Raw genomic sequence first — 13,360 nt, 5'->3', positions numbered from 1 at the left:
CGCTCCGCTAAGTTCACTTTGATATGCAATTTTAATAGTTTCATATAAAAGTGCTTAATTCATTACATAATCCGAATGGATATGTTTTAAAAAAACAGAACATTCCCAGTTTTAATTGAGATCGGCGTTGTTGGTTTTGACCAAAATATCCTTGGCCATGACCATGGGCACCTTGATGTATTTTTTTTCCAAGTAGTCAATTACTTTCTCAAGCACCATCCGTGAGTTTGCATCCAGTGCATTTACCTCGGTGGCGAAAACCTCATTAAGAGCGAATGAACGGATTTCTTTCACCTTTTCAGGTACCTCACGCATGGCCAGTTCCACGCGTCGCTGCTTGAGTATTGGAAGGAACTCCTGGATATTATCCGCAATGATCTGTTCGGCATGGGTAAGCTCGTCGTAGCGCTGTTGTACATTTTTGGAAGCAATTGCCTGCAAACTGCTCACCTCAATGTAATGTATGGGATGGTGCTGAAGTACATCGGGATGCACATCGTTGGGGATGGCAAGGTCTACAATCACCTTTTTGTCCGTCTCTCCATTTAGCAGGGAGTGGTACAACGCGGTATCCACAATTGCTTCGGGAGCGCCCGTGCAAGTGATTAGAATGTCAAAACCGCCTTTATATTGGGATAGTTCGCTCAACAGATAGGCTTGACCATTTAACTCCATGCTCAGACTCTGGGCATTTTCCAGCGTACGGTTGAATACTACAAAATTGGAAAACCGGTGTTTTTGCAAGTATTTAGCAAAGTTTTGGTTGGTTTCTCCGGCACCGATGATGAGGATACGCGGATTTTCGTGCAATTTAATTTCTCGCAATTTACGGTAGGCAAGGGAAACGACAGAAACCGGGTTGCGGGAAATGCGTGTATGAGTGTATACTTCTTTGGCCGTTTTGACCAATCGGTCCATCACCATCCGCAAAAAATCTCCGGTGAATCCGCTTGCACGGCAGCGCTCGTAAGCTTTACGTACCTGGGCAAGGATCTCTTTTTCTCCCACCACCAAGCTTTCCAGTGAACACGACATCCGTAGCAAATGATTGAGCGCTTCCATGCCTTCATAGGTGGTTACCTGGTCAAGAAAGCATTCCAACCGCTCGGAAGGAACACAGAAATTCAGCTTATGCATAAATTCTTTGATGAACGCCGGTTTCAGCTCGTGCGCACCGTAGAAGACAAATTCCACCCGATTACAGGTGCCGATATAAAAAATTTCAGGAATGTCAAAGCTATGTTTGAGGTTGATTAGTCGACTTTCCAGTTCTTCATTACAGATAACTAGATTGCCTAAATCTTTCAAATCCACATGTTTGTGGGTGAATGCTATGACTTTGAGATTCTTCAAGGTTGTACCGTCCTCACTAAATTTACGGTAACAAAAGTACAACATCTCCTTGCAGAGGTCTGTCAGAAATGTGTCAAACACAGATATTTAGAATGGTTATAAATTAGATTCGTTACAGCGTTGCGAAGCGGTGAAGTTGTGAAGAGGCGAATTCGTAAAACCGTGACTGTGCAAACAGCAAAAAAACCGATTTTACTTTTATCTTTGTCGAGGGATTATCCCATTTTACAAACCTGATGTTGAATAGGAGACCTTTGGTTTCAGTATCTTGTGCAGATGCAATGAAAGTATGGGTACCGTTAGACTGTTTAAAGCATGAAACACAAAGCAAGCAAGTCGTTGGCCGTCGTTGCCGCAATAGTTGGAATATCGGCCTGTAATCCGCCACAGGAGCAGTCAGCTCAGGATACCACACCAATTGAATTGACGGTATCGCCCGCAGATTTCGCTGTGGAAATAGATGGAGATTCGGTGCAATTATACACCCTTACGAACGGTACCGCAACAGCTGCCATTACCAATTACGGTGCGCGGATCATCAGCCTACAGGTGCCCGATAAAAATGGCGAGCTGGTAGATGTTGTACTCGGATATAAAGATTTGGCCTCCTATCGGAAACCGGGTGAAGGATTTTATGGGGCAATCGTGGGGCGATATGGCAACCGCATTGCCAAGGGGCAGTTTGAGCTGGAAGGGCAGCAATATCAATTAGAGCTCAATGATGGGCCTAATACGCTACATGGTGGTACAAATGGATTTTTTATGAAAGTGTGGGAGGTGAAGCACGCGACCGATAGTAGCCTGGAGCTGCAATATATATCGCCCGATGGCGATGCAGGTTATCCCGGTAAACTGGATGCAACCGTAACCTATACGCTCACTTCGGACAACGGGTTGGATATCACCTATCGTGCCAACACCGATAAAGCCACGGTAGTAAACCTTACCAATCATGCGTATTTCAATCTCAGTGGCGAGGGAGACAGCACCATTTTAGACCACCTGCTCACTATCCGCGCGGATGGTTATACGCCTGTTGATGAAACCCTGATACCGACCGGCGAAATTGCATCGGTTGAAAATACGCCCTTCGATTTCCGTCAGCCCACCGCTATCGGGAAACGTATCGATACCGCAGATGCACAGTTATTGCTCGGAAAAGGATATGATCACAATTTCGTGCTTAAAAAAGATCCGGGTCTGCAGCTTGTTGCAACCGTTGAAAGCCCCAAAACAGGTATTATCATGGATGTGTTAACGGAAGAACCGGGTTTGCAGTTTTACAGCGGCAATTTCATGGATAACGTTCAGAACGCAAAAGGCGGAAAAACCTATGGACATCGTTCTGCATTCTGCCTTGAAACGCAGCATTTTCCGGATTCGCCAAACCAGCCCGATTTTCCGTCGACCGTGTTAGAACCCAAAGCGGAATACCGTACGCGGACGGTATATCGGTTTAGGTAGGAAGCGCTATTTTTTTGCCGCTTTTTTCTTCAGTTTCGCGATCTCTCGTTTAAGGCTGTCGGCCTCTATTGTTTCCAAACCCGACAAATTTTTCTCTGATGGCTCTTCAAGATTGTCTTCGATTCCCAATGTGGCCATTTCGTCGGTCACATGAAAAGCATCAAGGACGATCGTCGGATAGAAGTCCTTATCGGTCGTTTGTACCCGTTGCTTCAGCCAGTTCAAGGAAAAATAACGCAACCCAAATATAACCAGAACGATGTAACCTTTAGGAAGTCGCTTGCTGCATGTCCAGTTGATTTCCCGTGGATTGCTTTCATCGTACGCAACGTCGAAACCGGCGTAGTCGATAATATGCACACGGCCGTCACGGAAGCTGAATGCCACTATATAGATGCCAAAACAGCCGTTTGGCCGAAGAAGGTTGGATGGGTATACAACGTCTTCCTTCGGAATGAACAGTGGCATTTGGAAATGGATGGTACCGTTGTGAACCACCTCAAGTGTCGGTGACACGGCAACCAATCGCTCAAATGGTGCAGCTGTATTGAATGTGAATCCTTTCAATAAACTCAGGTCCCCATCGTGTAAATCACGCGCTCCGGCATCGTTGTCCGATGTCCGGATACATGCAGCGATTGTTGCAGTAAGCCGTCTTACCATATAGCCGTCGTATTCTTCGTATACGTTATGGAAGACTTCGCGTATTGCCTTAGCGCATATGGCTGCCAAGCCGAATTCGAGTGCGCTTACCTTAGTGGCGAGTGTCTGATTTACCCGCTTGGGAGCCCTTTGCATAATCTGTTTGCCGTTATAACTCCGGTAAACAATGTTGTCAATTTTACCCCGTATTTTTCCGTTTTGTCTTTTGAAGCCATTTTGAAAGTTGGTTTTAATTTGGTCGTATATTGATTTATAGTTACTTTAGTGCCATCAGTCCAAACCATTCAGCCACTCTTCCCAACTCCAAGTACCGCGCAATGGGCCGCTCCGTATCGTATTTGTCTTGTTTTCACCATGTATCATTGATAACATCATAAACCGTCCCTATTGAGTCCATGAAATAACAGAAAATTAAGGTGTCATTATGGAGAAATTATGGTATCATTATGGAGAAATTATGGTATCATTATGGACTTATCTCCAAGACGTCCCCAAAATTGTCTTTACTCGATGTAGTTACGGTATACTTCATTAAGAAAATGGTTACGGTATTTATGGTTGTTCAATCAAATATAGGAAACTGCTTAACTAATTTCAAGACCAATGCCGAAACATTCCGCATTTGTTTAAAAAAATAGAAAACCACCCTTTTTGGGTAGGTATATTCCTAACGGGAATTTCTTTCTTTGTTTCATCATTCTAATAGTGAAAAAAAATATTAGGCCAATGATTGTGTATCGCATCAAATAACAGGACCTAAGATTTCTTCGGGAGGTGTAGCCATATCCGGATGGCTTAACCACCTAAGGTTTTAGCCATATGGGCTTTCGTAGTTTTGCAGTGATATTAATGTGGGCTAACCTGAACTCTGGCCAAAAAATTGCTCCTTTTGGCCGATATTTAGAACGGTAGTGATCAGTTTAAAAGACTGATCCTGCTGTTTTTTTGCCAGCATATTACGGCCTTGGGTTGCAGTGTTGGAAAAATGAAAAGCCACCCTTTTGGGTAGGTATATTCCAATATGGAATACATTTCTTTGTAATACATCTACTATATAAATTAGCTGAATCGATGTATATTATCTAGCATGTTAATGAGGAGCAGTAGCAAAACGTACAATGCGATACACGATCGAATATTAGCGTTATAAGTAATAACCGCATAGACAATGGGGCACCTGAACGATGGCCGATTCGCTCCTTCGGCCGAAAAGGAAAACGGTAGTAATCGGTTTTCATAGTAAGCCGATTCTGCCGTTTTTTTGGTAACTGCCGATAAGCAATCTGTATCTATACACCCATAGGGGTGATCTGTCTGGATGGCTGTTTCTCGTAATTGGACCCGATGGATCCGTCGTTCAAGGAGACACGAAGGAGACAGTTGCGCTGACGGCGCTACAAGCGTGTCTATATAAAGTAAAAACTACCCTTTTGGGTGGGCATATTCTTAATCGGAATATTTTTCTTTGCGACTAAATATCTACTACTATGAAAATTTACTTAGGCATGTTTACCCATGCCTTAACCATCGAACACAATCTCATTCTCACTGCTTAATAGACCGCATACCTATGCATATTTTTACTCGTTCAACGGGTCCGAAATTAGTCGGACAGCTGCTGCTTAACACATTACTTACATTGTTGATTGTCACCCGCCTGGCAGGGAGTGTCCCCGGTGTGTCCTTTGCGGGCGGAAGCGGCACGGAAGACAACCCCTATCAGATTGCAACTGTAGAACAGCTTCAGGCCATGAGGGAGCATTTGGACAAGCATTTTATCCTCGTCGCCGACATCAATGCTTCAGTAACAGCAGGATGGAACAGTGGTGCCGGGTTTGAGCCAGTTGGCAAGCCGGGTATAGATGCTCAGTTTGTTGGTTCGTTTAACGGAAATAGCAAGAAGATAACGGGTTTGAGCATAAACCGCCCCACGGTTGATATGGTTTCATATGTCGGCCTGTTCGGTATGGTTGGCATAATCGGCAAGCCGGCTAAGATTAGCAATGTGGCCCTAGAGGGAGTCAATATCGTTGGGGGTGACAATGTCGGTGGCTTAGCGGGCAGTGTCCAACCGGGCAGTACCATCGAAGTGTGTTACGTCACGGGTAGCGTTTCAGGTAATTCCGCTGTCGGCGGTTTAATTGGCATGACCGCAAATAGCACTACTGTCCGGAGTTATGCAACGGCCAGTGTTTCAGGCATAGTGACCCATATTGGAGGTCTGATAGGTTTTAATGGTGGTCCTCTCATCTCCAGCTACGCCACGGGCAGTGTTACGGGCGGTAATAATGTTGGTGGTTTGGCCGGTACTAATAGCGGTTCCATAACTACTAGCTACGCCATGGGTAATGTATCGGGCGGTAATGTCGTCGGTGGGCTTGTCGGTTACCATTATATGGCCACGACTATTACAACCAGTTACGCCACAGGCAGCGTGTCGGGTACTAGCCAGGTTGGTGGTTTGGTGGGTGACGCTCAGGGGACTGTTACGCATGGTTACTGGAACATGACAACCTCAGGACGGGCTAACGCCGTAGGCAACGGCTCATCCAGTGGGATGACCGGACTTTCAGATAGTCAGTTTAAGAATGCTGCATCGTTTGATGGATTTGATTTCATCAACGATTGGGCCGTAGATGGGGGCGCAGCCTATCCTTACCTGCGCGATGAACCGGCAGCAGCAGAAATTAGCCCGGATGCAGCTGGAATTTTATATGTCAATAAAAACGTTGAAGGCGGTAACAGATCCGGCGACAGCTGGCCCAACGCCATCAATGAACTGTCGGACGCTTTACAATGGGCCAAGGGTAACTGGAACGCAGCGACCGACGGTACGCTGCAAATCTGGGTGGCCGAAGGCAAATACACACCGACAAGCAATCCGTCGGACCGCGCGGCTACCTTTCCATTGCAAAGTGGCGTGGAAATCTATGGCGGATTTCCCAACAGCGGGACACCTACGATGGATGAACGCAATTGGGACACCTACAAGACGATTCTAAGCGGCGATATTGGCAACGATGATGCGGAAGAAATCATCACCGATCCTGCTACGCAGATAATAGGAAACAACAGCTATCACGTCGTGACGGGTTTGGCGACGCTTAATACCGCTATCCTCGATGGTTTTACCATCACGGCGGGCAATGCCGATACCGGGCCAAACGGCATTAGGGGCGGTGGCATCTCCAACCTGGGCGGTAAACCAACGCTTACCAACCTGGCCATTATCGGCAATAAAGCGTTAAGAGGAGGCGGAGGAATGCATAACGATGGCGCATCTCCCATGATCACTGATGTCACAATCAGCCATAATTTGGCGACCGATGATGATGGCGGTGGCATGTATAATTATGGAAGTAGTGCCGTTCCCGTGTTGAATCACGTTACGATTGAATACAATGAGGCGGCGAATAGTGGGGGGGGAATGTTAAGTGAAGACGGTTCGAGTCCAAAGCTGACCGATGTGACCATCCGCAACAATATCGCGGGAGAGTGGGGTGGCGGATTTTCTATCCAAGGTGGAAATCCTACCTTGACCGACGTGGTCATTAGTAACAATTCCGCAGCTTATGCGGCAGGGGTGATGAACAGTGCTGATGCAACCTTTACGAATGTAACCATCCGTGACAATACGGCTACCGTAGGCCAAGCTGGCGGAATTATCATTAGCGGAATCGAGTCTAAGCCGGTTTTTACCGACGTGGTTATTTGTGGCAATTCCGCTGTTACGACAGGTGGGGGGATACATAATTCCGGTAGCCTTGCAACCTTTACCAATGTATCGATCATAGACAACGTGGCCGCTAACGGTGGTGGAATGTATAGTCAAGGCGCCGATGCCAAGTTGACGAATGTGGTGATTAGCGGTAATTCGGCAACAAGTCAGGGCGGGGGGCTCTACATCTATGCAGGTGCTTTAGCGGTTAAAAATGTCGTCATCAGAGGTAATTCAGCGACAAACCAAGGTGGCGGAATATATAATGCAAGTAATTCGACCTTCACCAATGTTACCATCAGTGGCAATGCGGCAGGTGCGGGCGGCGGTATATACAGTACTGCTGGTTTTGAATTGGTCAATTCGATCATTTGGAATAACACGGCTGGCGGGGATGCTGAAACGGTTTCCGCATCTATTTTCAACTACACTGGCTATCTCCCTTACATCCCGTCTATTTCATACAGCCTTATTGCCAATAGCTTAGACGACAATGGCGATTGGATAAGAACGATCGGTGTCAATGGTGGTAACAACATTAGCGGTGATCCGCAATTTGAGGAAGACATAGATCTGACCGATATGCCGACGACGGGCGGTAACCTGAGTCTCAAAGCGACCAGTCCGGCTGCAAATGCAGGCAGCAACGATGCCTATGTATCGGCCGGCGGTAATCTAGATGAGGATAAGGATGTGGCAGGTAATCAGCGGCTCTATGAATACAGTCTCCGAGGCATCATTGACATCGGAGCTTATGAAAGCGAGGTTAGTATACCTAATGGTGTGCCTAGCGCAGTGGATGTATCGTTTACGGGTACATTAAAAGTAGGCGCAACGCTAATAGGGAACTACACCTTCGACGATCCGGATGCCGACGAAGATAAATCAACGTTTAAGTGGTACCGAGCGGATGATGCATCGGTTTCCAATAAGGCTGCCATTGATGGTGCCACTGAAAAAACCTATACGTTACAAGCTGAGGACGAAGGTAAGTTCATCAGCTTCGAGGTAACACCGAATGATGGTTCTGTTGACGGAACAGGGGTGGAAAGTGAAGCTCAAGGGCCAATTGGGGAAGCCGGCCCAGTTCCGGGCAGCGAATGGGCATTACGGACACCAGCACCGGAAGGTCAATGGAATTCGGTGGCTTATGGAAATGGTTTGTTTGTAGCAGTGGCCTATGGGGGCACAAACCGGGTCATGACCAGTCCGGATGGGGTGAATTGGACGGCGCGGACTGTTCCGGAAAGCAATGCTTGGCAAGATATCACCTTCGGAGATGGGAAGTTCGTTGCAGTTGCGCAGGACGGAACAAATCGTGTCATGACCAGCACGGATGGCGTCAATTGGGATGCCCACCCGGCGTCGGAAGATAGGACTTGGCGATCGGTGACCTACGGCAATGGCAAGTTTGTGGCTGTTGCTTTTGAGGGAGGCGAGGGCAATCACGTGATGGTCAGCGAAAACGGAACGGATTGGACCTCGGTGTTGGCGCATAAGGGCTACTGGTTGTCTGTCACATATGGTGCCGGGCAGTTTGTAGCGGTGTCTATTTATGGTTCCAATTATGTAATGACCAGTCCGGATGGAGAGAATTGGACGGTACAAACCCCGGAGACAACCGGCCAATGGGTAGCGGTAACCTATGGTGCCGATCGGTTTGTTGCGGTGTCTGATGACGGCAAGGCGATGATCAGCACCGATGGTGCCAACTGGAGTGTGGAAAACACACACGGAGGCATTTGGATGGATGTCACCTATGGCGAAGGTCAGTTCGTGGCGGTATCCAGGCATGGTGATAATTATGTGATGACCAGTCCGGATGGAATCAACTGGACCGCTCAGGCAGCTGCAGAAATGGGGATATGGGCAGGGCTCACCCACGCAAATGAATTGTTTGTCGCTGTCTCCCGCAGTATTCCCAGCGTGATGACATCGGGTACACCGCCTATCATACCCAATACACCGCCGGTAGTTTCCGGTGTGACGGCCGAGGGGTTGCTGGAAGTGGGCGGCAGGTTGTCCGCCAATTATACCTACTTGGATGCCGATGAAGATACAGAGGCTTCGACCTTTACGTGGTACCGCTATGATACCGCCGTGGGAGACGGGGGTAAAACAACCATTGAGGGAGCTACAGCGGCGACCTATGTGCTACAGGCTGGGGATGTCGATAAATGGATTAGTGTGGAGGTACTGCCCAGTGACGGCGAAGACGACGGAACGGCCGTAGAAAGCCTCCGCGTAGGACCGGTGGTTGCCGGTAGCAGTGTCCGTTTTGTAAAAGCACAAAGCAACGGTGGGACACCTACCGGAATCGGAAACGGCTGGAGTACGGCAAGCAGCGACCTGCAGGCAATGATCGACGTACTTGCTGCGAAAGGCGGTGGCGAAGTTTGGGTAGCGGCAGGCACTTACGTTGCGCCGGACACCAGTTTCCGCATGAAAAATGGAGTCGCAATTTACGGTGGTTTTTCGGGGAATGAAACGGAGCTGGGCGAACGCAACTGGGTCGGAAATGAGACGATTTTGTCGGGGAATGAGGAAAGAACGGTCGTCGATAATAGTTATAGCAAAAAAGACACATTGGCTGCAACGGCGATTTTAGATGGCTTTACGATTACCAAAGGTATTGCGACGTCAGCTTTTGGTGGGGGAATCCGTAATTACTTTGCTTCACCGATTTTACGGAATTTGATGATCAGTGGAAATATACAGGCCTATAAAGGCGGTGGAATTGCAAATGTCAATGCTTCACCAACGCTGATCAATGTGGTTCTACAAAACAATAATGCCACAAGTTACGGCGGTGCCCTGAGTAGCGACGGCGATTCGCACCCGGTATTGATCAATGTGAAGATCAGCGGCAATTTTTCCGACGGCGGAGGCGGTGGCTTGACCGCTACTGACGGTGCGTCGATTACACTGATTAATACCGTTATCACGGGCAATATTGCAAGAGGTGGCGGAGGCATCTATGTGGGGCGCAACTCGGCTGTAAATGTACTCAACGCAACGATCAGCGGTAACATAGCCGGAGATGCGGGTATAAAGGTAGCCGATGGAGGAAGTGCGACGTTGCAGAACAGCCTAGTTTGGGGCAATGGACCAGCCGATTATGAGGGTACTATATCTCCGCTATCCGGAAACAACCTGATTGGTGGATTGGAAGGCCATAATGTGGTTAATGGCAAAGAATATGTAGGCTTACCTTCGGATATCTTTGCAGATTATCAACCTGCAACCGCAGATGTTCCGACCGTTGCCGGCAACTACCAACTTGTGGGGTGCAGCCCGGCAATAAATGCGGGCGATAATATGCGGTATCGAGGCGGGCTGGACTCGCTGACCGGTCACAATGATGTGGCAGGCAATCCGAGACTTGCGTGGGGCACGGTGGATATTGGTGCTTTGGAGTATACCGAGGTGCTCACGCCACGGTTGACCGTTCCTGCGGATAGCATGTATAAAATAGGTGATAAGCTTCTTTTTACAGTTGATTTTCACCAGCCTGTGAATGTCGGCGATGATCCTTCCCTGCAATTAACGGTCGGCAATCAGTCCAAAAATGCATCCGTTGTCGGAACGTCCGACAATGGCCATGAGGTAATCTTTGGCTATAAGGTGGCGGAGGGCGACAAAGATATTGATGGTATTGTCCTTGATGCAACGTTTTCTTACTGCCCGGTTTCAACGGTGGGTATCCGCATCGATGGCATCCGGCCAGAATTAACGGTTGTGGCTATCGTATCGAATAATGCGACCGCTTCCGTAGCAAAGGTAGGGAATAAAGTGGCACTAACATTTACTGCGAGTGAGTCGATCCGGACACCGTTAGTAACGATCGCAGGTCAGACTGCAACCGTGAGTGCGGAGGATGACGGCGGTCTGTCGTGGAAGGCGGAATACGTGCTTACGACGGCCGACATCGAAGGGGTCATCGAATTTGCAGTAAGCGGTCTTGGCGATGCCGCAGGCAATGAGGCTGTGGATGTGGTGGCTACAACGGATGGGAGTAGCGTAACTTTTTACAAAGCGAACCCTGTAGTGACGGGAGTTACGAATGGTGCGGTATACAACAAAGCGGTGACGCCGATCTTCGAAGTGGGTACGGCGACCTTGAACGGAAAGCCATATACATCAGGTACAACCATAACCGAAGAAGGTGAATATACACTGATTGTAAGGGATACGGAAGGCAACGAGACAGTGGTGAAATTCACGGTTTCAGATATTCCGGTAGAGCCCGGGGCGGTTCCGGGTATACCGACCGGGCTTTCGGCTACTGCTGGAGATCGGCAGGTGAAACTAAGTTGGCAATCTCCTTCGGATGGCGGACAGCCGATTAAGAATTACGTGATCCAATATTCCCATGACGGTGGACAAACGTGGATTGCGGCGAAGCACGCCACCTCTGCCGACACGCAGGCCGTAGTAATCGGCTTAGACAACAATCGATCCTACCGGCTCCGTGTTGCTGCTGAAAACGCTGTTGGCACCGGTGTGTTCAGTGCGGCGCTTACGGACATCATCCCGACAAAGCCGATACCCAACGCAGACGGTGAACTTCCCAAACCTGAACCTGGAGAGACAGTGGTGATTACGGACGGTGGCATCGAGGCCATTACGCTAGAGGTGGTAGATGAAGAATATTTGAGGCTCCGTGGGGATGGCTATGCCATGGAACTGTCCTCGTTGGGCACGAATGGCGAGCGGATCCCGATCTCGGCGATCGATGCGGTCATCCGGTTGGTACGAGGCGCGGGTGCCGCGGTTTACATCAGTGGCAACGGCTTTGAGCCGGGTACTGTGGTGACGGTATACCTGTTTTCGATACCCGAGCTGGTGGGCCACCTGACGGTAGATGGCTCGGGCAATTTTGCGGGCACGCTGCCGGTGCCCACAAACTTGGAACTGGGTCAACATACACTTCAGGCGAACGGCATTGTTTCCGGCGGCAAGGGGGAGCGCTCGGTATCGGTAGGCTTACTGCTGGTGGATAACAAGCCACAGACGATCACCTTTGTTGAACCGGAAGGGGTGACTTACGGCGAGGGACCGGTCACACTGGGCGCAACGGCCACAAGCGGCCTGCCGGTGAGCTATACGGTGACGGATCTGGAAGGCAACGCTACAGCTATCGCATCCATCGGAAACGATAACAAACTCCATATCCACAGCGCAGGAGAGGTGGTGATCGCAGCGAGCCAGGATGGCAGTCTGGAATATGCTGCGGCAGCAGCGGTGAGCAGAACCCTGCACATCGTCAGGGCACCGCTTTCGGTCAGCATACAAGATGCCAAGCGGGCCTACGGCGAAGCCAACCCGGCATTTGAAGTGTCCTACGACGGTTTCGTGTCCGGAGAGGATGCTTCTTCGCTTGACCGGATACCTTCGGCAGCAACGGATGCCACGGAAACGAGCGTACCGGGCAGCTATGCCATCACAGTAAGCGGCGGCGAGTCGGCGGATTACGCATTCACCTACCACGGTGCCACATTGACGGTGGTGAAGGCCGGGCAGGCGATCACCTTCACGGCCCCTGCGGAGGTTGACCGGAGCGCGGGCAGCATCCAGTTGGATGTGTCAGCAGGCAGCGGTCTTCCGGTAACGCTGGAAGTGGACGACGAACAGGTTGCTACGGTGAGCGGCAATACGCTGAACATTCTCCGGCTGGGCACGGTTCACATCACGGCCTTGCAGGCAGGCGACGGCAATTACGAAGCGGCCGAACCGGTTACGGTGGCCATTGTTGTGACGGATCGTTCCTCGAACTTTGCGGTACGGGTACATCCGGCGGTATCGCCGAACGGCGACGGGATCAATGAGTTCCTGGTGGTGGAAGGTATAAAGGATTATCCGGAGAACCGTGTGACGGTGATCAGCCGTAACGGGACGGTTCTGTGGGAGGCCAGCGGCTACGACAACGACCGGGTGGTGTTCCGCGGCATCAGCACGGCGGGACTACAGCTGCCCGCAGGCACCTACTTCTACATCGTGGAGGTGAAGGTGAACGGGAAATGGGAGCACCGGAAGGGATACTTTGCAATACGGTATTAGTGAATACGGGGAAAAAAGATATATGAAACGGAAATTACTGATCATGGCATCGGCGTTACTGTGTACGTCGGTTGCCACCTACGGCCAACAGGCCCTGACACA

At 49.6% G+C, this 13,360-nt stretch carries 4 protein-coding genes; 2 read left to right on the top strand and 2 right to left on the bottom strand.

The window, feature by feature from the left end:
* Window positions 1–111 precede the first annotated feature (111 nt).
* A complete protein-coding gene (hemA, locus tag BMZ56_RS16150; protein WP_090628864.1) occupies window positions 112–1,353 on the bottom strand; it encodes a glutamyl-tRNA reductase in 1,242 nt (413 codons plus the stop codon).
* A 315-nt stretch (window positions 1,354–1,668) separates the two neighbouring features.
* On the opposite strand from hemA, the gene BMZ56_RS16145 reads away from it, so the two are divergent.
* A complete protein-coding gene (locus tag BMZ56_RS16145; RefSeq protein ID WP_090628482.1) occupies window positions 1,669–2,817 on the top strand; it encodes an aldose epimerase family protein in 1,149 nt (382 codons plus the stop codon).
* Between the two features lie 6 nt (window positions 2,818–2,823).
* Here the strand turns inward: BMZ56_RS16145 and BMZ56_RS16140 are convergent, their stop codons facing one another.
* On the bottom strand, window positions 2,824–3,615 hold the full coding sequence (locus tag BMZ56_RS16140) for a hypothetical protein (RefSeq protein ID WP_090628481.1): 792 nt from the start codon (window positions 3,613–3,615) through the stop codon (window positions 2,824–2,826).
* A 1,435-nt stretch (window positions 3,616–5,050) separates the two neighbouring features.
* On the opposite strand from BMZ56_RS16140, the gene BMZ56_RS16135 reads away from it, so the two are divergent.
* Complete coding sequence (locus BMZ56_RS16135) at window positions 5,051–13,258, top strand: MBG domain-containing protein (RefSeq protein ID WP_090628479.1); 8,208 nt, start codon at window positions 5,051–5,053, stop codon at window positions 13,256–13,258.
* Window positions 13,259–13,360 lie beyond the last annotated feature (102 nt).

This window comes from Parapedobacter indicus (assembly GCF_900113765.1).
In the GTDB taxonomy this organism is placed as follows: domain Bacteria; phylum Bacteroidota; class Bacteroidia; order Sphingobacteriales; family Sphingobacteriaceae; genus Parapedobacter; species Parapedobacter indicus.
This window is presented reverse-complemented; position numbering and strand designations above follow the sequence as displayed.

Coding starts and splice junctions, on each gene's coding strand:
- BMZ56_RS16145 (WP_090628482.1), top strand. CDS start 1,669: ATGAAACACAAAGCAAGCAAGTCGTTGGCCGTCGTTGCCGCAATAGTT.
- BMZ56_RS16140 (WP_090628481.1), bottom strand. CDS start 3,615: ATGCAAAGGGCTCCCAAGCGGGTAAATCAGACACTCGCCACTAAGGTA.
- BMZ56_RS16135 (WP_090628479.1), top strand. CDS start 5,051: ATGCATATTTTTACTCGTTCAACGGGTCCGAAATTAGTCGGACAGCTG.